Origin of the sequence: Streptomyces sp. NBC_01707, from assembly GCF_041438805.1 — a bacterium.
Classification (GTDB): Bacteria; Actinomycetota; Actinomycetes; order Streptomycetales; family Streptomycetaceae; genus Streptomyces.
Genome location: NZ_CP109190.1, coordinates 455,123 through 476,647, shown reverse-complemented (window position 1 = coordinate 476,647; position 21,525 = coordinate 455,123). Strand labels below are relative to the sequence as shown.

Sequence of the window (21,525 nt, the reverse complement as noted above, 5' to 3'; positions counted from 1 at the left end):
TTCGGCCGGACCGGTCGGTCCGGCCGAAGAAGGGGAGACCTGGCTTCGCGTCCAGGGCCGCTAGACCGAGCGTCGGGTGCTGGATGCCGTCGTGCGGTTTTCCGGCCGAGGCGTTTCCAGGCGGTCGGGACCGTCGCCGTGGGATGCGCGGGAACTGGCCTTGCCCGCTCCGGAGACCAACTTGTTGAGGGTGAACCGGCAGGCCATCTCCTTGACGCCGGCACCGGGCCGACCGCCGATGTGGAGCGCGTTCACCCTGTCGTTCGGGTAGGAGAACTGGGTGACGCCCTCGTCTCTGCCGAGACTGAGGCACTGCCCCGCGAAGAACATCCGGACAGGAGCGGGTGTTTTCCCCGCGATCCGGCGCAGGATCGTAGCGGCGGCTGCCGGGCCCAGCTGCACGGCGGCCTGGCAGCTCATCCGGAACGGCCGGTCCGTCATCGCCGCCCCGTCCCCGGCGGCGACGATACGTACGTCGTCCACGCTGGTCAGCGTCGCGTCGGTGAGCAGACGGCCTTCGGTATCGGTACGCAACCCGCTGCGGGCGGCCAGATCCGGGACACGGAATCCTGCAGTCCAGATCGTCACCGCGCTGGGCAGCTCGCGGCCGTCGTCGAGCTGTACGCCGTCGCGGGTCACTCCCGTCACCCGCGCACGGGGACCTTCGAGGACGGTCACACCCAGCTTGACGAGCCGGCGGGTCACCGGGCGGCGGACCCGGGCATGCAGGGAGGGGCCAAGCACGTCACCGCAGACCAGGGTGACCTTGCGGCCCACTTCCGCCAGCTCGGCCGCGGTCTCCAGGCCGGTCGGACCGGCCCCGACCACGGTCACCGGAGCCGACGCGGGCGTCGCGGCGAGCGCCGACCGCAGTCGTTCCGCCCCCTCCAGGTCCGACACCCGATGAGCGAACTCCGCTGCTCCGGGCACGCCGGGGTCGGAGGTGCCGCTGCCCACCGCGTAGACGAGGTAGTCGTATGAGACCGTGCCACCGCCCGCCAGCGACACCTTGCGCTCGGCAGCGTCGATCCGGGTCGCAGTGTCGACCACCACATGGACGTTCCCGCCCAGAACCTCACTGAAGCCCACGACTGCGTCATCGGAGCCGGTCACGAGCTGGTGCAGGCGGATCCGCTCGACGAATTCGGGACGCGGATTGACCAGCGTCACCGACACGCCATCGCGCCGAGCCAGGCTGTTGGCCGCCGTCACGCCCCCGTACCCGCCGCCGACCACGACCACCTCGACGTTCCCGTTCATCATGTCTCCCTCGCGTTATGGACTCGGCATTGAGACACCAGCCGCGTCTCCGGTGTAACAACCCGCGGATGAGACGTGGCGCACATCGGACGCGGCGGAAACGCCGCACCTCCCGCCCCGTGTGCCGTGACGCGGCCCTGACCAGGTCGGGCAGGGGCCAGGCAATCGCGCGGCAACGGGCGAGTGGGGTCCGGCCCGCAGCATTCGGCCTGACACGGCTCGGTGGTGACCGCGGGGGCGACATGCATGGTCGGACACGACGTGGTGCCGGCGACAGCCCGCCATGGCCAGGCGGGTGACCCAGCTGTGGCCGAATCCCGTCGGCTGCGGTCCCGAGAGGTCTGCTTCTCGTATGTGGGGGCACACGTGTTCCAACTACGGAAAAGGAGTTCCGTCATGTTGGGTATAGCTGCGGCCGTGCTGTTCTTCATCGCTTTCCTGATCAACGCTGCCGATGTCGCGACCAACGAGGTCTTCGCCTCGGTGAACGTCATGCTGCTGGGCCTGGGTCTGTTGGCCTTGCATGTTGCAGGTATCGGAACCGGCTGGTCCCGTCGGCGCTGACCGCACCTCCCTCTCGGACGGAGGCCTCTCCGCCCACATGCGCGCCCGAACCACCTCACCTGGCGTCCGTGGCTGTTGATCTTCGCCGGATGGCGGTTTCAGTGGTCGTGTGAGGTCAGTGCGCACATGACTGGCCGGCCGCGCATGAACCTGGCTCCCCTCGTCAGGCCCCTGGAATCGTTCATCTAGGCTGGCGCGGTGACTGATGAGCAGGAGCGGGTGCAACCATCGGGAGTGTGGGCCACGGCGGTGGGGGTGGCCAGGGTGCGGGCACTGGAGACCGAGCGGGAGAACGCGCTGTTCCGCGACCCACTGGCACAGGCTTTCGCCACCGCCGGCGGGCTGTGGCCCTCCTCGGCGCCGCTGCCCGATGACGAGGCCGCGCGACGTCGTCGGCTGGCCGTGTCGTACTCCATCGTCATCAGGACGAAGTTCCTCGACGACCTGTTGCAGCAGGCCTCCGCGTCCGGGGTCCGGCAGGTCGTGCTGCTCGGCGCCGGCATGGACAGCCGGGCCTTCCGGATCGACTGGCCCGAGGGCACCCGGCTGTTCGAGGTCGACACCGCCGCGCCACTGGACTTCAAGGCTTCGGTGCTGCGCCAGGAGCGGGCCGTCGCACGCTGCGAGCGGATCACCGTCCCGGTGGATCTGCGTGAGGACTGGCCAGGCGCGCTGGCCGCCGCAGGGCACAACCCGGCCCTGCCGACCGCGTGGATCGCCGAAGGACTACTGATCTATCTGCCCGAGGACGCGGTGGAGCTACTGCTGGCCCGGATCAGCACGCAGTCGGCGGCAGGCAGTCGGATGGGGCTGACATTGGGCTCGCGCGGCGTGATCGAGCGCTTCGGCGCGGACGCCGCGCCGGGATCGGCGGCGTCCATGTGGGTCTCGGAGATGCCCGACGACCCGGTGGGCTGGCTGGCCGGGCACGGCTGGGAGGCCGACAGCCACACCCTGCACGAGCGCGCTGCCGCCTACGGCCGTCCGATCAGCACTCCACCGCAGCGCGAGGAGCGGCCCGGCGGACTGATCTCGGCGGTCCGCCGGTAGAGCGCCTCCCGGTTCCCGATCGGGAGGTGGACACGTTCGCAGCCCGGCTCGCCGAGCGGCTCGGCATCGAGATCGTCTGAGGTGACCGGGCGACCTTCTTCGCCGCCGGTCGGCCTCCGCCCGCCGTCAGCCCGGGCCGTTACGCGCTGGATCGTCACCCACCCCGACGCCGTACCCGAAGGCGATCGGCTCCAGCTCAAAGCCGTCCTGGCCAACTGCCCGAGCTGACGGCATGTGCCTCACCTGTCGGTGATCTCGGAGAGCCAGGCAGTGTCCTCCGGGCCCGGCGCTTCGGGGCCGGTTGCGGGCAGCGGGCGGACCTCGCCCGTGCGCAGGGCGACCGTGGCCCGTGGCCGCATCGGCCCGTCGCCCCTGCGCGAGAGCAGGACGATCTCCCAGACCGTCGCCGTCATGGCGTCGAGCCGGGTGGCACAGTCGGCCGTGACACGCCGCGGATCCCGGGTTCGGCCCAGTGACAGATGTGGGGTGAAGTTCTTGGCGGGCCTACAACAGCGCGGGAACCTCTGCTGCAGTGCGCGGTACAGGTCTGCCCACGGCGCTGGGCCGGCCGCAGTCGGGTCGAGCCACACGGTGAAGTACGCCCTGTGCCGGAAGGTGCGCACCCCGTCCAGCAGGGCGGTGAAGACCGGTGTCTCGGCCGTCGCCGCGGCGAGCAGCGGGGCCGCCCGCTCGAAGTCGGACTCCGGCACGAAGCCGAAGAGCACATTCACGTGCGGCGGCCAGCGGTGGATCTGCGGGTCGTAATCCCGGCGGATGTCCTGGATCGGGGGCCACAGTTCCGCGGGCGGGATCCAGGCGACCGCCGTGCGGGCCGTCGGGGACACGTCGAGGAAGTCGGCGGGCTCGCCCCTGCCGGAGCCCGTGTCGGAGCTCAGCTCCGCTTGCCGGTCCTGCACCCGGCCGACGCGCGACGCGTCGATGCGGTCCACACCCGTGGACCGGTCCCAGACCACCTCGCCGTCCGCCTCGATGAACACCACCCGGTGCCACGGGATGTCGCCCCCGGGCACGAAGGCAGGCAGTGGGACGCGTTTGAGGGCATCCCCACGCTGGCTGATCCCCAGCACGAACCGGGCCGGGTCGAACCGCGGGTCCCAGCGGACCCGGTGATAGATCTCGTCGCTGGTCCGCATCATGCCTCCTCTCCCGCCTTCACACCTTCTCTTTCTCCAGGGTGCCGCCCACCCTGTCGTCGACGGTTGTACCGCTCGCACCGCGACGCATGGATATGGCCAACCCGCCGCAAAGGCCAGAAGAGCGGCCTGGGCGCTGATTCAGTCGCACACTGATCTGCCGGACTCGCAACGCCGAAGTTCTCCTCGCCGGCAACAGCGTTGAGAAGGACGCCGAGCGACCGAGGACCTCTTCGCTCCCGCTTCGCGACGGCGGGTTGTTTCCGCAGGTCAGCGGACCAGGAGGACACCTTGGCAGCCGATCGGGATGTGCGCATCGGTACGCGCTACAGTGCTTCTTCTTGGAGGGGGCGGTGATGACCGAGAAGCGCGGTGGAGGCCGGATATACGGCCTGTGGATCACGATGATGATCTTCATTTCTGGCAGGGCTACCGTCTGGCCGTACCTCGAAGGGCACCGATTCGCTCAGGACGTGGCGATCTTCGCGTTGATGTTGCTCGTCTACCTGTTCGGGTTCGCCGGCGGAAGTCGGTCTACCTCTGCGAGTGACCAGAACTCCCCTGAGTGCCCGGCTGACGCGACCGAAACCCCGCTTGCATGAGCGGGGATTTCGTCAAGACCGCACGCGGCGGCTGGCATCGACGACTGACACCAACAAGCGTGAACCTGCTGTCAGGCCATTGCCGCGTCCATGGCGAACTCACCCGGTCGGGTATCACCGCCGCCACCACCGTCCAGGCAGAACTGCGGCAGGGCAACGTTCCGCGCGCGGGACGTGTGGGGCTCCTTCCCGCGGGCCCAGGCTTCCTCCACCGGCACCGCTCCACCTATCGCTCCGCCGAGGACCACGCCGGACCGTGGAGACCGGCCGGACAGCCCCCGTAATCCCGCTCCGACCGTATCCGCCGTTCCCTTCTACTCGGCGGCCCCCTCAAATGAGTACCGTGCGGCCTGACCGCGCCGAGCGAGCACGCTGGTCGGCCCGTCGAACCGAGGTCTCCACACGGCACGCCCTCAAGCACAGCCCGCTGGGCATCAGTTGCCGATTCCGGCGGGATGCTCGGACGAGGACGACTCGTGCCGGACTAGCGACGAATCTCCGACTCAGGTCGCTAGTGAGACTTGTTGCGATGTGCCGGAAATTAGGGAACTGGCCGTCAGATGGCCGCTACACGCCGTGTGATGTGAGTAAAGGATGTACCTCGCGTGACGAGATTCTTCCTGTGAGGATTGAATCGGTCACAAGATGGTCACTAGGGTCGTACTTCGAACCTTCGCGCGATTGATCACCCATCCGGGGTGGCAGCGGAGGAACCGCCGAGTCCGTGATGTGCACGGAGCCGGGGATTCACCTCCCCCATAGCCCGGTAGGCGGGTCGAGGAAGAAGGAGCTCGCCTTCGTGGCGTCCCACCGTCGTCCCAAGCAGCCGAGCCGCACCCGCGTGACCGTGCTCACCGCGACCGCCGCCGCGGCCGTTGCCCTGACCTCCCAGGCCGCCCACGCCGACCCCAAGCCGACCAAGAGTGAGGTCAAGGCGAAGGTCGACAAGCTCTACCATGAGGCGGAGCAGTCCACCGAGAAGTACAACGGGGCCAAGGAGCAGCAGGAGAAGCTCGAGAAGCAGATCGGCGCGCTGCAGGACAAGGTGGCCCGCGGTCAGCAGGAGCTCAACACGCTCCGCAGCGGCCTCGGTTCGCTCGCGGCCGCGCAGTACCGCTCCGGTGGCATCGACCCGTCCGTGCAGCTCTTCCTCGCCTCGGACCCGGACAGCTTCCTCGACGAGGCCTCGGCCCTCGACCAGTTGACTGCCAAGCAGACCGAGTCTCTGGAGAAGATCCAGGAGAAGCAGCGCTTCCTCGCGCAGCAGCGCAAGGAGGCCCAGGACAAGCTGGCCGACCTCGCGGACGTCCGCAAGACGCTCGGTGAGAACAAGAAGAAGTTCCAGGGCAAGCTCGCCGAGGCGCAGCGCCTGCTCAACACCCTGACTGCCGCCGAGCGCGAGAAGATACGCCAGGACGACCAGCGGGCCAGCCGCGCCGCCGGTGACCGGGTCGATCTCGGCAACGAGGTCCCCGCCTCCGCCCTCGGCGCCGCCGCCCTCCAAGCCGCCAACACGCGGGTGGGCAAGCCGTATGTCCGCTCCGCCACCGGCCCCAACTCCTTCGACTGCTCGGGCCTGACCCAGTGGGCCTACGGCCAGGCCGGTGCCCAGATCACCCGCACCACGTACACGCAGATCAACCAGGGCACCCGCATCGCGCGCAGCCAGCTGAAGCCGGGCGACCTGGTCTTCTTCAACAACACCTCGCACGTGGGGCTCTACGCGGGCGGCAACACCGTGCTCCACGCTCCGTACCCGGGCGCCTACGTCCGCTACGAGTCGATGAACACCATCGGCAGCTTCCAGGCCGCAGTGCGCATCTGATCGGGCCCGAACGGGCGAATCTCCACGCCCAGGAGTTGTTCGGCCTCCTCGCTCCGGGCACACGAGCAGAGACGCCCCAGCCCTGACAGGGACTCGGCCAGGAGCCCGGCCCTGTGACGATCCGGTGGCCCGGGCGATCGGTCCGTCCGCCGACAGGGTCGCCAGGCCGGACTCCATGACGCCGCAGTCGGGTGGCCAGGTCGGTGATGGTCCCGGTCAGGGTGTCCTTGCTTCCCTGGGTGTGGGCCAGGTGTCGGCGTGCAATCGAACGCGCCCAGGCGGGCACACGGACACGTATCAGGCCTTTGCGGTCAACGCGCGGACTGCGCGGACGTGTTGACGTTCCCCGCGCTCCGTCCAGGAGCAGGACGGCGGCGTCGCGGCCGATCCGGGCTCTTGACCTGATTCAGCAGGGGGGGCGATCGCACGCGACTGTTCAGGTCGAGGCGTGTGGCGTGGCTGTCATGCCGGAATGAGTGGCCATTGGTCAAATCGCAGATGGTTGCCGGGGAGCCAGCGGAGGAAACAACCGTCGGATTGGCGATCCCCCTGGCTGCTCCGGCGTTGCTGACCGCGTGCGGAGGGGTCGCGCGAGACACCCATCCCTGCACCCTGATGGGCACGCCGGCCGGATCCGGGTCGAGGTCCACCCTGAACTGGCGCACAGGGTAGCCGAAGCGACACTTGTTGCCTGCTGGGACGCCGCATACCAGGAGCGCATGCTGCTGCTGCGGAAGACCTGGTCGGAGGTACCGGCGACCCCGAATGTGGTGCACGATGGGGTCGACCGCGTACCGATCGGAAGAAGCCTCGTGATTGACCCAGTGGTCAAGCGCGCCCTGCGCCATCTCCGCACTGTGAAGTCGCGGCTGCCGTCCGATGCGGACCCCGTCGAGTTCGCCGACTGGCGGGAGAGGATCGCTGAAGCCTTGGACGGACTGGGCTGTGTGCTGGTCTTCGAGAAGGACCGGGTCAGGGCCGAAGCGGAGGCTGCAGCGGCACGGGAGCAGGCTGCAGAGGTTCGTCGCCGGGTCGAGACCGAGGCTAACAAGCACCGCTTGTGCGGCTGGCCATCCAGATGGTGAGGTCGCGGGCGATGTCGTAGATCCTGGTCGAGGAGGTGACTTCGTGTTCGTTTCGGGCGGCGTCGCGCCGGACAACCTCGTAGCCCCCATGACGTGGGACGCGTGCTCGCCACTGGTGAGCCCTACAGCCGCCCAGCACACCATCAAAGGGGAACGAAGCCCAGACGCGTCAGGACTGACGCGATAATGCAGCAGGCGGATCTCGCCCGTCCACTACATCAACCCACGTGACTTCAGACCGAGACCGATCAACACCCAGCAGGAACAGCGTGTCTTCTTCACGCTCCAGCGCGATGACCCACGGCGAGGGCGTCCCCTCTGGAGCCGTCAACACGTAGTTGCGGCAGATCCCGTGAAAGGGAAGGCTCGAGATCGAGTCCGCGATCGGGTCTCCCGGATGTGAGTCCCGCAGCAGGGCAACTATCTCGCCAACGAGATCAGGGCAGACATCCGCCAGGCACAACGGACTTTTCTCGGGACTCTTCCCGGACTCCATGCCGTGAAGCATGTCAGGTCCCCCAGCCCACCTGCTCGACGAAGTGGCAGCGCGCACGTTCAATGACAAGCTTAGGCGGCCTGTGTCCCCGACACACCGTCAGCGAAGTGCATTGAGTCGTCGCCAGCAGATGAGTGCGCATCCGAGGGTGAGGATGGCTTCGTGGATGCCGTCGCGGATCTCCCAGCGGATCCGCAGGCGGTGGAACCAATGCAGGTGGGCGAAGGCGCGCTCGACGAAGCAGCGTTGGCGGGCGCGCGACGACAGCTACGGCACTTCGCCGCGTTGTCGGAACGCCCGAATACGCCCAGTCTGAGGACCCCCCTCCACCTCGCGATCCACCGCATCTGACGCCGCGCGCTGATCCACCGGGGATTGCGGTACAGCCGTTGGCCGCGATTTTTCGTGACGGTCCATCGGTGGAACCGGGAGTCCGCTCACCGGGGGCACGAGCGGCCTGCACGGATCCGGTAGGCGTCAGGGCGATTCTGTCCCGGCTCCTGCCCCGAGGCCGAGTGCCCGTCCGCGCGTCGACCTCGTTGTTGTGAATGCATTGTCTGTCGGGCGCTCAACTTCGTTGTACGGCACACTGTTTGAGCCAACGAAAGATCATTAACCTGCACTGTGACGATGCGCATCTACCTCAAGGAGTCCCGTGTCCACTGCCCCCCAGGTGTCCGACATCCTCTCGCCCGAGTTCGCGACGGATCCCTATGCCGCATACGCGGCGATGCGCGAGAAGGAACCGCTGATCTGGCACGAGGCCACGCAGAGTTACATCATCTCCCGCTACGACGACGTCGAACGAGTCTTCAAGGACAAACAGTCCGAGTTCACCACCGACAACTACAACTGGCAGCTGGAGCCCGTCCACGGCAAGACGATCCTTCAGCTCAGCGGCCGGGAACACGCGGTGCGCCGCGCGCTCGTCGCGCCCGCGTTCCGCGGCAGCGACCTCCAGGAGAAGTTCCTGCCCGTCATCGAGCGCAACTCGCGTGAACTCATCGATGCCTTCCGGCACTCCGGCGCGGCCGACATCGTCAGCGACTACGCGACCCGGTTTCCGGTCAACGTCATCGCGGACATGCTGGGTCTGGACAAGGCCGACCACGCGCGGTTCCACCGCTGGTACACCACGGTGATCGCGTTCCTCGGCAACCTCTCCGGAGATGCCGAGGTGACCGATGCCGGCGAGCGCACGCGTGTGGAGTTCGCCGAGTACATGATCCCGATCATCCGCGAGCGGCGTGACAACCTCGGTGACGACCTGCTGTCGAGCCTGTGTGCCGCCGAGGTCGACGGCGTCCGAATGAGCGACGAGGACATCAAGGCGTTCTGCAGCCTTCTGCTGGCCGCCGGGGGTGAGACCACCGACAAGGCGATCGCCAGCATCCTGGCCAACCTGCTGCAGCACCCTGAGCAACTTGCCGCGGTCCGTGAGGACCGGAGCCTGATAGCCGCTGCCTTCGCGGAGACCCTTCGCTACACCCCGCCGGTCCACATGATCATGAGGCAGTCGGCCACCGACGTCGAGGTCAGCGGCGGCACCATCCCGCAGGGCGCCACGGTGACCTGCCTCATCGGAGCCGCCAACCGGGACGAGCGCCGCTACCGTGAGCCCGACCGGTTCGACATCTTCCGGGACGACCTCACCACCACCTCGGCGTTCTCGGCCGCGGCCGACCATCTGGCCTTCGCGCTCGGCCGGCACTTCTGCGTCGGCGCGCTGCTGGCCAAGGCAGAGGTCGAAATCGGTGTGAACCAGCTGCTCGACGCCATGCCCGACCTCCGTCTCGCCGACGGCTTCGACCCGCGTGAACACGGCGTCTTCACCCGCGGCCCGCAGTCGCTGCCGGTGCGTTTCACCCCGGTCACCGGCTGAACGCATACCGGTCGTCGCGCCCACCCCCTTCGCGTGCCGGGCAATCCCGCGCCCGGCACGCGAAGAGCGTGATCAGTGCATCGACGGGGTGAATCGCACCGGCAGGGACGTCAGCCCCCGCATCCAGATCGACGGACGCCAGGTCAGCTCCGACGGTTCGACGGCGAGCACCAGATCGGGGAGGCGGCTCCAGTAGCGTCTCCACCGCTGTACACGCCATCACACCGGCCAGGTGCGGGACCGGATAGCGGCAGCGGTGCTCGCCGTTGCTGAAGTACAGGTGTGCGGAGTTCTCGGCACCGACATGCGCCTCGGGCCGGGCCTGGAGGCCTGTGTTGGCCGCCGCGCGTGGAGATGCCGAGCGGCAAGGCCGTATCCTGCAGTAGGCGAAGGAAGGCGCTGCTGATGCGTCGCACCCGTCCGTTGCAGCCGGGCGACGCCCTACTCCGGGTACCAGGTACCCGACGAACGACCAGGAGGTCGACCGGTGATCACTCTGGCGGCAATCGGAGGAGTGGCCCTGGTCGAACTGGGCATGGCCCTGACTCCGGGACCGAACATGATCCACCTCGCCTCCCGCGCGATCACCCAAGGCCGCAGGGCGGGCCTGGTCAGCCTCAGTGGGACCGCTATGGGATTCGTGTGCTATCTGCTGGCCGCGGCTGCTGGACTGTCCGCGTTGTTCGCCGCCGTGCCGGTGGCGTTCACGGTGGTCAAGCTTGCTGGGGCCGCCTACCTGGGCTACCTCGCGTGGGGCATGCTCAAGCCCGGGGGCCGCTCGCCCTTCGCTCCGGCCCAGGACCTGCCTCCGGTCTCCGACGCCCGCCTGTTCTCGATGGGGCTGCTGACCAACCTACTCAACCCCAAGATCGCGCTTATGTATGCCGCCCTACTGCCCCAGTTCTTGGACCCGCAGGCAGGTCCGGCCTGGGGACAACTGCTCCAACTCGGTGGTGTGCAGATCATCGTGGGGATCTCCGTGAACGCTCTGATCATGCTGAGCGCAGCACGGGTGTCGGGGTTTCTGGCCGCCCGGCCCCGCGCCATGACCGCACAGCGGTTCACGGCAGGTGGTTTGCTCGGAGCCTTCGCGCTGCGCACCGCCCTGTCCCGCACTCCTGTCTCCAGCTGAGCCAACCCTGTGCGCCCGTGAACCGGTCCTGCTGTGAGCCCGATTCGGGGACGTTGTTGGCATCCATGGATGCCGGAATTCATCCCTGCCCAGGGCAGACCGCCCCAGCTCCCATCCCTTAAGCCGTCGACCCACATACTGTGGTCGGTCGCGATGTTCACGGCGCGGAACGTCACCGAGACGGCGGGTCTGGACTGTCGTGTCCCGGGGGTAGTGAACGGCCACGTCATCGCTCTGGCAAGGGGCGGCGGCCGCTGCTGTGCTGCAGGCCTGCCGCAGCGGCGATCAGCCATCGAGTGCAGAGTGAGTACATTTCTGGCCGGTGATTTGCAGCATTACTTGCCTTGCCGGCAGGTTGATTCCGCCGGCGGAGGGCGGGAGAGGACGTACTGAGTAGGAGAACTCATGTGCGTCAGGAGCCGGGCTGACAGGCTCTCAGGAATGACAAGTGGCAGAGGGGTGCTGACGGCCCTGCATCTTTTCCTGGTCTGGGCGGCGATGGCGGCAGCGATGCCTGTGCTCGGCTTCGAGTTGGTGGTGACGGCCTGGGGTGGGGGTGCCGGGGCGGCGGTGCCGGTCCTTGCCTTGAGTGTGCCGCTGATGGTGGGCCTGCTGGCCATGGCGGGCATACCGGCACGGACCGTGGTGCCGCTGTGTGGCTCAGTGGGCCGGCGGCTGGGTTGGGCGGCGGTGGTCTTCGTCCTCGGCACGCTCGGCGTCCTGGCGGGCCTGTCCGCCTACGGCGGGGACGTAGATTTGGGGAGTGTCGGCACTCGGGTCGCGTTGACAGGGGTGCCGTACGCCGTTGCCGCGGCGTTCTTCGTGCCGAGCCGGTGGGTACGGCTCGGGGCGGTGGCTGCGCTGGCGGCCGGCGTGGTCTACGGGGGATCCATCGGGCCGGTGCAGGCACAGCAGCGCCGGCACGCGGCGGAAATCGCGCGCTACCGGGAGCATCCGGAACTGCTGTATCTAGGCGATCCGCCGCCTGGAATGCGGTTGTCCCGTGCCGTGGTCGGGCCTGCCTACTTCAGCGTCGAATACCACCCTGTCCGGGAGGGGTACGAGTTGGGGTACGTGGGACTCGTGATGCGTCCACCGCTCACGCAGACACCACGATGCCCCAAGCTCGTCGAGAAGAGTGTGACCTGCACGGTGGACGTGCACGGCGAGATGCGTATGATCCGCCGTCTGCCCGGGGGCATCCGCGACATCACATTCACCCGCCGCCATCACGACGCGGAGGTCGAGGTCACCAGCCAGTCCCTCGACGAACCCGGCCTGCGCCGCCTCCTGAACACGCTGCACCCGGTGTCGAACGCGGAGCTGGAAAGGCTGATGCGGGAAAAGGCGATCACTCAGGGCCACTGAGTCATGCCTGCCCCGGGCCTCAAGCTAGTGTCCTGCGCCAGTAATTCGTCGGTAGATCCGTCCAACCCCCTGGCGGCCAGGGGGCTGGATGCCGACCGCGCGTGTTGGCCCTTCGAGCCCCAGCCGGAACTACCTAGGAACTTCCGGCGCGGGACACTAGCGTCCGTCGGCGCGCTTCCGGGTGGCGATCACGGTGGCGGCCTCGCCCGCCGTTCCGTACAGCGTGTACAGCAGGCCCTGGCCCAGGAGGTCGCCGCGCTTCACCTCCTGGGCGTACTTGAGCTGGTCGAACGTGGCTGTGCCGGTCGAATCGCCGCCGCGGACGCTGTAGTCGAGCGCGCAGGTATGGCCCTGCCGCATGGGGCCGGGGTGGTCCTCGCCGTCCTCGCCCAGCTGGAGCCCCGGGCAGTCCGGGACGCCGTGGGCCGCCCCAGCCCTCAGCAGGGTGATCACCCCCCACGCCAGCGGGACCAGGAAAAATGCGATGAACACTCCGCGCAACCTCATTGCGGCACCCTAGTGTCCTGCGCCAGTAATTCGTCGGTAGATCCGTCCAGCCCCCTGGCGGCCAGGGGCTGGACGCCGACCGCGCGTGTTGGCCCTTCGAGCCCCAGCCGGAACTACCTAGGAACTTCCGGCGCGGGACACTAGCCAGCGCTTGCCAGGCTCTCGCTCCCGGCGGTATCCGGACGTAGCGGGCTGTCCGACTGCGGTGCACATCTTCGCCAACTGTCGTGCTCAGTCATATACGTTCGGTGGCCGCGTAAGCGCACTGCGGCGGTCTGCCCTCGCGGAGTCCGCACCACGTATGCGAGGCCGAAGGGGTCCAGGATCTGGCCGCCCGACGGCGGTACCCACCGCCCACTCGCCCCTCAGGTTGCCGCGCCGTGCGAGCCGGTCGAACCCGCCCGCGTCGGCCGGTGCGTGGTGCGCCGTCGCGCCAAGGGCATGACCGCCGACGCCATCGCGGCGGCCCTCGAGGCGGCCCGGTGCGACGCGCGCCAGGACTCGCGGACGGCGGACGTGGGGCCTGCGAACGATGGCGGCCAGGACGGTGGGCGGATCGCACCGCAGGACCGGAGGGTGTTCGTCGTCGGGGGGTGGTTTTGGCCGTGCTGGTGGGCGCTGTCCCTGCGCCACGGGGCGCGGAGAGGCTGACGCCTTGGGTCCGCCAGTGTGGTGCTCACCGCCGAGCCGGCCGGTGAGCACCACACTGCGCTACGTCATTTCACCGACGCGATCGCCGACTCGATGACCTTGGTCACGGCAGCCGGATCGGACACCAGGGTCAGATGAGAACCGCCGGGGAAGATCGTCACCTTCGACCCCGCGCGACGTGCCATCTTCTTCTCCGACTCCGGCGTGATGATCTGGTCCCCGCTGCTGATGAAATACCAGGAGGGGATCGTCTTCCATGCCGCAGCCTTGGAGGGCGTGCTGAAGGCCGCTGTGGTTGCGGCCCGCTGCGAGGCCCACAGATTGATCGCCTGCTCGCGTGGCACACTGCTGGCGAACTTCGTGACGAATACGTCCTTCTTGAGGTAGAGGTTGGACGCCTTGGCAGGGGCGTTCGCGTACGACACAGCGTCGAACAGCTGGGAAGCCGGACGCTGCAGCGCGGACTTCGCACCGCTGAGCTGCGCCGTGGTCTCCCCGACAGCCGGAGCGGCAGCATCTACGTACACGAGTGCCTTGACGTTGCTCACTCCTGCCGCAGCGTTCGTGATCACCGACCCGCCGTAGGAGTGTCCCACCAGCACGATCGGCCCTGGGATGCTCTTGAGGAAGTCCTTGACCGTGAGTGCGTCGGTCGTCAGGTTCTGCAACGGGTTCCCGATGGCACGGACCGTATAGCCCGCGCGGCGCAGGATCTGTACCTCGCCGTTCCAGCTCGAGGTGTCCGCCCAGGCCCCGTGCACCAGCACCACCGTGGGCTTCGTGTTCTGACTGGCCACCGTCTGGGCAGCCGGATGCCCGACTGTCGTAGCGCCGTTCGCGGGGAACGCTGTAGCCATGGTCGCAGTGGTGGCAGTGGCCACCATCAGCGCCATCGGGATGAACCGCCGTCGCGTAGGGGATGCCTTCATCAGAAGTCTCCTTGCTCCAGCTCCGCTGGGGGACGCATCCTGAGAAGAGTGAGGGGCAGCGCACCGAATTGAGGGGGTACCGCGCTTCCACCAACGACACGTCCCGGCTCTGCCCTGAAGCTAGCGGCTGGCCGCTCCATCGGCCTCACAAACGGGCCGAACGGGTGAATGAGGCGCTGCCGCGGCACTCATGTCGTGGAAAGGACCCGTTTGCGGAGCAGGCCGAGGTTGGCTCGGCCATGGCCCTTTCGCTTGAGGATCTTGATTCGCGTGACGTGGCCTTCGACCTGGCCTGAGCTCCGGGAGCTTGATAATCCCGCGACGACGGCGTCCTGGTCCCGGCGCAAGCCGGTGACCAGGGAGTGCAGAGCTGGTAGGCCATCGGCGAGGACACCCGTCATCCAGTCGGGCAGCAGAGCGCCCCGTCGGTCGTGAAGCATGGCGGCGAAGTCCCGGACGTGCCCGGCCGCGGCGCCGAGGTGCGGGCAGACGGCCCGGACCTCCTTGAGTTCTCGGGCGTCGCCGGCAGAAAGGCGTCCCGGGTTGGTCGCGATCCATCGGACCGCACGGCGGGGCGGTGGGGCAGGCCGTGATACCGCGGGAAATCCGCCTTCCTTCGCCTGCCGAAGGTAGCGGCGGACGGTCTGGACATCCCCGGGGAAGCTGGAGCTGGGGGATGTCATGACAGCCCTCGTTCCAGCATTGGTGCAGGTGGGACTTGTCCCCGTCAAGGATCGACTGCCGGTCGGCAGCCTTGAACAGTAGCTCGTCGGTACTGGTGGCGCTGGCGAAGCGGCGCACAGTGGAGTGGTCCAGCCGCAATTCCCGGCTGATCGCCGTCAGAGACTTGCCCTCGGCGATCCGTTCCTGCACCGCCGCGTAGCGTTGATGAGGATCTGTGAATTTCCCCGGAGGTGCTCTCCCCTCCACTTGTTGGATTTTGAAGGGTGAGGGGAAGGCGGGGAGCGAAGAGCGTGTTCCGGGAGGTTTCTGGTGCTGTCGGCGGTGTCGCCTAGGATCACCGGCGATCGGGGGCGGGCTCCGGTGGGCAGGGGCATGATGAGTTTTGATCTTGCAGTGTGGTTCGAACAGACGCGTCCGTCGCGCGCGGAGGCTGTGCAGAAGCATCGGCGGATGTGCGAGGGCGGGTCCGGAGTGGCTGTCGGGCGCCTGGCCGTGGCGATGTTCCATGGGGCCCTGGTTGCCGAATTTCCCGAGGTGCCGCATCCGGTTTCGCCGTGGTCGGCCGGCTTGGACGTCTCCGAGGAAAGCGTGCTGATGCCGATGGCGTGGGGCCGGGTGGCAGAGGTGGCTCCGCGTGTGGTCGAACTGGCGGGTGAACACGGGTTGGTCTGTTTCGATCCCCAGGCCGGGGTGGTCCATGTCCCGCCTGGCCTGCGGGGGCCGGACGCGTTGCAGCTGCAGTCGTGTGTCGGACTGCAGGTGGAGGATCCGGATCCTGAGACCGTTGAGCGGGCGGTGCGGCGCTTGTCGGCGGAGAACTGGTTCGTGATCCTGGAAGGGAGCCCGGACCGGTATGTCCAGGTCGGGACCGGGTCGCGGGCTGGTGTCGCCTCGGGAGGTTTCGGAGTCGAGCACCGTGACGGTTCGCCCGATCGTCACTACCGCTGTGTGCTGCGCGACCTGGACCAGGTCGTCGCTGTGTTCGCGGACTTCGCGCGCGGCACTTCGGCCTGGAGCGTGGAGGCGAAGTGGGAGAAGCTGTCGATGTGACCGGCGGGCCCTTGCCGTCCGGTGAGTTCAGGGGCGACGCATCGGGACCACGTCAGGGATGCGGCCGGTGATGACGGGGCGGGCGGCCTCGGGGGTGGCCAGGAGCGCGACGATGGTGATCGGCTGGTCGCAGTGCCGGCAGTTGCGGGTCGCGGCGGGCTCCAACGGGTCGCGTTGCTGGGGCGGCTGACGTTGCGTCGGCCTGGGTGCGGGCAGGTCGGTGCGCGCGGCGGGTTCCGGGCGGGGCCGGGGACTCTCGCCCAGGCGTGCGGCGCGTTGCTGGTCGCGGTCCAGTTCTCGTCGAAGGTGTACGTCTTCCCGAAAGCCATGTCTTCGGCGGGGTCGATCGTATCGATCCGGCTCTTATCGGCTGCCGCTCTGTCCCCGTCGTCGTAGCTGGTGCGGTGAGTGATGGGGCGGCGGCGAGCAGGATGGCCGCGATGATGTGTGTACGCATGTTCCCCCGTATGCCGTGTACCTCACGGCCAACCTGCAATCGTGCACGAGCTCGACGACCGAAGCCCGCTTTGCTCCGCGGCCCTCGGCGGTCTCATCAACGAGCATCGATATGCCGTGTGACGTGCAACGACGACTTTTCGAGGCCCACAGGTCGTGGGGGTCAGCCCAGAGCCAGCCGGGGTATCTCTCGTCCGGGGGAGCGGTCCATCACCATCAGCAGGCCGGCTTCGCGAGTCCTGTCGTAGGCGGCCTCGTCGATGACGCCGAGTTGGAACCAGATTGCTTTGGCGCCGATCGTCACAGCTTGGTCCGCGATGCCGCCGGCGAGGGCGGAGTTGACGAACACGTCCACCACATCCACCGGGAAAGGGATCTCCGCAAGAGATGCGTAGCCCTGCTCGCCGTGCACCGTCTCTGCCTTCGGGTGCACGGGCACCACTCTCTTGCCTATGCGCTGCAGCTTCTCGGCCACGCGGTAAGCGGCCCGTTCGGGGTTGTCGGACAGGCCTACCACGGCCCAGGTGTCTCCGGCAGCGGTGAGAATCTGCCTGATTGTCGCGTCATCGCCGTAAAGCGTCATGCCAGGCACCTCCGTGCGGTGGTGAGTTTCGCGCCAGTTGCCACCAACCGCAGGCTGATGGGGCGCTCCGGGTCTGTGGGCTTTGCCAGTCGCATGAGTGGACGCTAACCGGTTTGCATACTGTATGCAATAGGGCTGCAGGTGTCCGCTGCTCGACACGAACGGCAGGGGAAGATCCTCATCTGCAGGAGCATCGCGCGTACCAACGCCGGCCGCACCGCTCCGCGGTGCGGCCGCGCAACGGGCTCGTAGCGCGCATCCGGACGTCGGGTCGCTTCGAGCGTGGTTGGCCGCTGTGCGCCCGATCGCCCCTCCGGATCGGGCGCATCCGGGCGAAGTTGAGCATGGAATGGTGGACGCCGTCGAACGTAGCTCCAACTCGCCATCAGACGCCCGCATTACTGCGGTTGCTTGTGCCAGCACGACCCGATGGTCAGTGGGGACTCCACTGCAGCGGCGATCAACGCCATCAGGTTGTCGGTCCAGTTGCACCCCTCGTTCGTTCGTTGCGACTTCGACACCACAGCCAGAACAGGCTGGGCCAGCCTGTCCGCTCGGTGGTTCGTCGGCATCGACCGGCGGGGGCGCGTCACTGGCGGCCTGGTCCCCGATAGGTTCCACGCTCGGGCAAGCGCTCTCGAAGTGGGCCGGCGTGCCGTTCCCTGGACCGGGCACTGTCTGCGCATCGGGCTGGCCTCTATCGGCCGCAAGAGGGGCAGGAACCCCATCGCTGTTGTCAGGCAGGGGGGCTGGGCCGCCGCTCCCGCTCTGAGGCGCCAGGCCCATGGCACCTTGCTCCCGTCTCACCTGGCCTTGTTCGTTCGCGTACCGGAGACGACGTCACGTGAGACGGACTCAGGGATTGGCCTGGCGTGCGGCCGCCCTGGCTGCGATAGCACCCTGCTAGATTCGTCCGCCATGCGATCACGTGAGTACGACCTCGACTTCCGCGACAGAGCCGGGCGGATACGAGCCTGGGGCATCGGTCTGTTGACTGTGGCGGTGCTGCAGTGGGCATGGTGTGCTCTGTTGCTGCTCACGCCGTACGAGGTCGATGAGGAGCCCGGCGACCGTTACCCCGCGGAGTGCGAGTCACGGTTGTTGACCGAACGTGGCACGGCCAACGACGGTCTGCGAAACGGTGATTGGTGTCAGAACGAACGTGACTGGCCTGAAGCCCTGGCCGTGCTCGGGCTGTCCGTGCCGATGTCGGTCGCTGGTGTGGCGCTCTTCATGAGCGGCAGTATGAGTATCCGGATGAGCGCCCACGCCGAGGCGATGCGTGAACTTGACAAGATCGCCGACGCGCCGGACGCGTAGCCCGCACGGTCAGTCAGCCATCCGGCCGCAGCCTGCAGAGGCCAGTCGGTACGGCTGGTGCCGTCCTGGGGCGCCCGAACTAGGTGTATTGACCCGTAGCGTTGTTGACTCGGCTGATCGGTGGCTTGCCGCCGAGTGCGGTGTGGCAGCGGTGGTGTTGTAGATGTGGAGGAAGTCTGCCAGGGCCGCGGTGCGTTCGGTGTTGGTGGTGTAGGGCCGTAGGTAGGCCCATTCCTCCAGCAGGGTGCGGTTGAAGCGTTCGACCTTGCCGTTTGTCTGTGGCCGGTAGGGGCGGATGCGTTTATGGGCGATGCCGGCTGCGGTGAGAGTCTGGGTGAACAGCTTGGACTTGTAGCAGGAGCCGTTGTCGGTCAGCACCCGTTCGACGGTGATGCCGTGGCCGGTGAAGAATGCCTGGGCGCGTTGCCAGAAGCCGATCGCGGTGTGCTGGCGTTCGTCGGGCAGCACCTCGCTGTAGGCGAGGCGGGAGTGGTCGTCGACGGCGGAGTGGATGTAGCTGTAGCCGATCACCGGCTTGCAGCTCTTGCGCAGGTCGGTGGTGGCCTGCCGGTTCTGGTTGCCGGCTGTTCTGCCGACCGAGCGCCAGCCGCCGCCGTCACGGATATTGCCGAGTTTCTTGATGTCGACATGCACCAGCTCGCCAGGGCGGCTGCGTTCGTAGCGGCGTATCGGCTCGCCGGTCGGCCGGTCCAGCCAGGCCAGACGGTTCAGTCCGTGACGGGTCAGGATCCGGTGCACCGTGGAGGCGGGCAGCCCGAGGATCGGGCCGATCCGGGCCGGGCCGAGCTTGCGGGCCTGCCGCAGATCGCAGACAGCGGCTTCCGTCTCGGGGACCGTGCGATGCGGGGTCGTGTGCGGCCGGCTCGAGCGGTCGAACAACCCCGGATCGCCTTCCGCGCGCCAGCGTCGCACCCACTTGTGGGCGGTTGCCCGTGAGATCCCCATCTCCTTGGCCACATGGCGACCGGGCGGCCGGAACGGACACGCTGGATCAACAGCCGCCTGCCATGAACAGTCAGCCGGGCATTACGGTGGGACACGAAGACCTCCGTGTGGTGCAGTCCTAGACAGCTCCACCACACCGGAGGTCTTCGCCTTTGATCAAGACCCTCGTGTCAACAACGCTCGTGATCAATACAACTAGGCCGTGTGTCGAAAGTGGATCTTGAGCGATGAATGATCACGGTTCATGGGGCGGGGAGATCTCACGGACGAGCAGTGGGCGGCGCTGGAGCCGTTGTTGCCGAAGGGGACAAAGTCGGGACGGCCGCCCGTCTGGCCTCGGCGGCAGCTGATCGACGGCATACGGTTCCGGGTCCGGACCGGTGTGCCGTGGCGGGACGTACCCGTCGAGTACGGACCGTGGGGACGGATCTACGACCTGTTTCGCCGATGGCAGCGGAACGGCACCTGGCACCGGATCCTCACCCGGCTCCAGTCTCTGGCCGACGCGAAGGGTTCGATCACGTGGGACCTGAGCGTCGACTCCACGGTCTGCCGCGCCCACCAGCATGCTGCCGGGGCTCGCAGGCAGGGCGAGCTACAGAAGGAACCGCCGGGTGGCGTGTTCACCGAGCCCGGTGATCACGGGCTGGGACGCTCGCGCGGCGGGTTCACCACCAAGCTGCACCTTGCCGTCGAGCAGGGCCAAAAGCCCATGTCGATCGTGGTCACGGCAGGACAACGCGGGGACTCGCCGCAGTTCGAACCCGTGCTGGCAAAGGTCCGTGTGCCCCGGATCGGGCCGGGCCGGCCGCGCGTCCGTCCCGATCGAGTGCGGGCTGACAAGGCGTACGCCTCCCGCAGGAACCGCGCCTACCTGCGCCGCCGCGGGATCCGCTGCACCATCCCTGACAAGGCCGACCAGGCGCGCAACCGCCAGAAGCTTGGATCCCGTGGCGGTCGACCGCCGCACTTCGACCCGGTCGACTACCGGGAGCGTCACGCGGTCGAGTGCGGGATCAACCGCCTCAAGAGATACCGCGCCGTTGCCACGCGATATGACAAGCTCGCGGTCCGCTACGAGGCGACCGTCCTTGTCGCTGCCATCAACGAGTGGCTGTGACCCTCGGCCGTCACGCGGTGGGATCCACGTTCCACGCCGTAGGCAGATCGCTGCCGCAGAAGACGCAGACGAAGTCGTCCTCGCGCACGATGTTGTGTTCCTGGCAGTCGGGGCACCGCCGGAACACCACCTCGTGGGTGAAGCCGGAGGGCCGCACGAGCTCCACGTCGTCCAGAGCACGGGCGACTTCCGACCAGGAGGCGATGTCCGGGCAGTATCCGGTGGACTGGTTGGTGACCTCACTCACGACCCACTGATCTGCCTCACGGGTGAAGCTGATCTCGCCGGCACTCAGAACCATGTCTCCGCCGGCACAGGCCACGTGCTCGCTTCGTCGCGGCGCCAGTCGAAGTACACCGTCCATACCGACCACGAAGGTGAACGGTTCGGCCAGCTCCGCCGCCGATCGCTCAGCGATCCAGCTGTCGAAGTCAGCCGCCGAGCTGATCCTGCACCCGCCGCCACCAGGACGGACCGCAGTCTTCAGCTCGACCGGTCCGACATATCTGTAACTCCGCCCCCGCGCACTCACGTCAGCCAACCTAGAGCACTTCCGACACAGGCCCTAGCACTGGGCCATGTACCAGGCTGCGCCCTATGTTCGGCCGCCCACCCGCGTGCTTCGCTCCGCACGGCGAATCGGTAACTATGGTGGCCTGCTCCTGCACACTGCTTGCAGCCTCGTCGCCCCTGCCGGCGAGGCTGTTCTCTTAATTGCCCCCGCCGAGCGACTGCGTCGGGCCCCGGGCGAGCGAAATGGCTTCGCCGATACGCGAGGCCGTTTCGCTGCCCCGGTTCCAGACGTTTTTCAGCTGGCCAGTGGCGCCCGCGGGCATCGGAT

The 21,525-nt window shown here is 67.7% G+C and carries 18 protein-coding genes and 3 pseudogenes; 11 read left to right on the top strand and 10 right to left on the bottom strand.

Going from position 1 to position 21,525, the window contains the following annotated elements; translation table 11 throughout:
* Nucleotides 1–60: 60 nt before the first annotated feature.
* Nucleotides 61–1,260, bottom strand: coding sequence for an NAD(P)/FAD-dependent oxidoreductase (locus tag OG963_RS02270; protein WP_093771539.1), 1,200 nt, complete (start codon nucleotides 1,258–1,260; stop codon nucleotides 61–63).
* A gap of 396 nt (nucleotides 1,261–1,656) precedes the next feature.
* Here OG963_RS02270 and OG963_RS02265 point away from each other — a divergent pair, with 396 nt between their 5' ends.
* Both OG963_RS02265 and OG963_RS02260 read left to right on the top strand, forming a co-directional pair.
* Entirely contained in the window at nucleotides 1,657–1,824 is a 168-nt protein-coding gene (locus OG963_RS02265) for a hypothetical protein (protein WP_093771541.1), read from the top strand.
* Between the two features lie 198 nt (nucleotides 1,825–2,022).
* Nucleotides 2,023–2,874: a class I SAM-dependent methyltransferase gene (locus tag OG963_RS02260; protein ID WP_093771543.1), complete on the top strand. Its 852-nt coding sequence runs from the start codon at nucleotides 2,023–2,025 to the stop codon at nucleotides 2,872–2,874.
* 317 nt (nucleotides 2,875–3,191) lie between these two features.
* Here OG963_RS02260 and OG963_RS02255 read toward each other — a convergent pair.
* Nucleotides 3,192–4,028: pseudogene (locus OG963_RS02255) on the bottom strand (RNA repair domain-containing protein); the annotation flags it as partial.
* Nucleotides 4,029–4,384: 356 nt separating this feature from the next.
* Between OG963_RS02255 and OG963_RS02250 the strand changes: the two are divergent.
* From OG963_RS02250 to OG963_RS02235, 4 genes are all read left to right on the top strand, one after another.
* A complete protein-coding gene (locus OG963_RS02250) occupies nucleotides 4,385–4,630 on the top strand; it encodes a hypothetical protein (protein ID WP_143019974.1) in 246 nt (81 codons plus the stop codon).
* Between the two features lie 799 nt (nucleotides 4,631–5,429).
* On the top strand, nucleotides 5,430–6,455 hold the full coding sequence (locus OG963_RS02245) for an NlpC/P60 family protein (protein ID WP_362276746.1): 1,026 nt from the start codon (nucleotides 5,430–5,432) through the stop codon (nucleotides 6,453–6,455).
* A 719-nt stretch (nucleotides 6,456–7,174) separates the two neighbouring features.
* Nucleotides 7,175–7,540, top strand: a complete 366-nt coding sequence (locus tag OG963_RS02240) for a hypothetical protein (RefSeq protein WP_371798271.1) — start codon at nucleotides 7,175–7,177, stop codon at nucleotides 7,538–7,540.
* 1,151 nt (nucleotides 7,541–8,691) lie between these two features.
* Entirely contained in the window at nucleotides 8,692–9,918 is a 1,227-nt protein-coding gene (locus OG963_RS02235) for a cytochrome P450 (protein WP_371798270.1), read from the top strand.
* A 72-nt stretch (nucleotides 9,919–9,990) separates the two neighbouring features.
* On the opposite strand, the pseudogene OG963_RS02230 reads toward OG963_RS02235, so the two are convergent.
* Nucleotides 9,991–10,264: pseudogene (locus OG963_RS02230) on the bottom strand (cytochrome P450); the annotation flags it as partial.
* 141 nt (nucleotides 10,265–10,405) lie between these two features.
* Between OG963_RS02230 and OG963_RS02225 the strand changes: the two are divergent.
* Together OG963_RS02225 and OG963_RS02220 are read left to right on the top strand one after the other, a co-directional pair.
* A complete protein-coding gene (locus OG963_RS02225; RefSeq protein WP_371798269.1) occupies nucleotides 10,406–11,050 on the top strand; it encodes a LysE family translocator in 645 nt (214 codons plus the stop codon).
* A 459-nt stretch (nucleotides 11,051–11,509) separates the two neighbouring features.
* A complete protein-coding gene (locus OG963_RS02220) occupies nucleotides 11,510–12,418 on the top strand; it encodes a hypothetical protein (RefSeq protein WP_371798268.1) in 909 nt (302 codons plus the stop codon).
* A gap of 156 nt (nucleotides 12,419–12,574) precedes the next feature.
* Here the strand turns inward: OG963_RS02220 and OG963_RS02215 are convergent, their stop codons facing one another.
* The 3 genes from OG963_RS02215 to OG963_RS02205 form a co-directional block, all read right to left on the bottom strand.
* Nucleotides 12,575–12,925, bottom strand: coding sequence for a hypothetical protein (locus tag OG963_RS02215; protein WP_319740921.1), 351 nt, complete (start codon nucleotides 12,923–12,925; stop codon nucleotides 12,575–12,577).
* 716 nt (nucleotides 12,926–13,641) lie between these two features.
* The gene (locus OG963_RS02210; RefSeq protein WP_256328302.1) at nucleotides 13,642–14,505 is read right to left on the bottom strand and encodes an alpha/beta hydrolase; all 864 of its coding nucleotides are present in this window, start codon (nucleotides 14,503–14,505) and stop codon (nucleotides 13,642–13,644) included.
* A gap of 188 nt (nucleotides 14,506–14,693) precedes the next feature.
* Nucleotides 14,694–15,188, bottom strand: a complete 495-nt coding sequence (locus tag OG963_RS02205) for a transposase (RefSeq protein ID WP_107441141.1) — start codon at nucleotides 15,186–15,188, stop codon at nucleotides 14,694–14,696.
* Between the two features lie 310 nt (nucleotides 15,189–15,498).
* Here OG963_RS02205 and OG963_RS02200 point away from each other — a divergent pair, with 310 nt between their 5' ends.
* Nucleotides 15,499–16,239: a hypothetical protein gene (locus OG963_RS02200; RefSeq protein WP_371798267.1), complete on the top strand. Its 741-nt coding sequence runs from the start codon at nucleotides 15,499–15,501 to the stop codon at nucleotides 16,237–16,239.
* Nucleotides 16,240–16,266: 27 nt separating this feature from the next.
* On the opposite strand, the gene OG963_RS02195 is transcribed toward OG963_RS02200, so the two are convergent.
* Together OG963_RS02195 and OG963_RS02190 are read right to left on the bottom strand one after the other, a co-directional pair.
* Nucleotides 16,267–16,404: a hypothetical protein gene (locus tag OG963_RS02195; RefSeq protein ID WP_176902389.1), complete on the bottom strand. Its 138-nt coding sequence runs from the start codon at nucleotides 16,402–16,404 to the stop codon at nucleotides 16,267–16,269.
* Nucleotides 16,405–16,858: 454 nt separating this feature from the next.
* Complete coding sequence (locus OG963_RS02190) at nucleotides 16,859–17,278, bottom strand: CoA-binding protein (RefSeq protein ID WP_030931138.1); 420 nt, start codon at nucleotides 17,276–17,278, stop codon at nucleotides 16,859–16,861.
* Nucleotides 17,279–18,196: 918 nt separating this feature from the next.
* Here OG963_RS02190 and OG963_RS02185 point away from each other — a divergent pair.
* Nucleotides 18,197–18,598, top strand: coding sequence for a hypothetical protein (locus OG963_RS02185; protein WP_371798266.1), 402 nt, complete (start codon nucleotides 18,197–18,199; stop codon nucleotides 18,596–18,598).
* A gap of 79 nt (nucleotides 18,599–18,677) precedes the next feature.
* Here the strand turns inward: OG963_RS02185 and OG963_RS02180 are convergent.
* Nucleotides 18,678–19,659, bottom strand: a pseudogene (locus OG963_RS02180) (IS481 family transposase).
* 149 nt (nucleotides 19,660–19,808) lie between these two features.
* Between OG963_RS02180 and OG963_RS02175 the strand changes: the two are divergent.
* Complete coding sequence (locus OG963_RS02175) at nucleotides 19,809–20,684, top strand: IS5 family transposase (protein WP_319741529.1); 876 nt, start codon at nucleotides 19,809–19,811, stop codon at nucleotides 20,682–20,684.
* Nucleotides 20,685–20,694: 10 nt separating this feature from the next.
* On the opposite strand, the gene OG963_RS02170 is transcribed toward OG963_RS02175, so the two are convergent.
* Nucleotides 20,695–21,216, bottom strand: coding sequence for a hypothetical protein (locus tag OG963_RS02170; protein ID WP_319741530.1), 522 nt, complete (start codon nucleotides 21,214–21,216; stop codon nucleotides 20,695–20,697).
* Nucleotides 21,217–21,525: the final 309 nt, after the last annotated feature.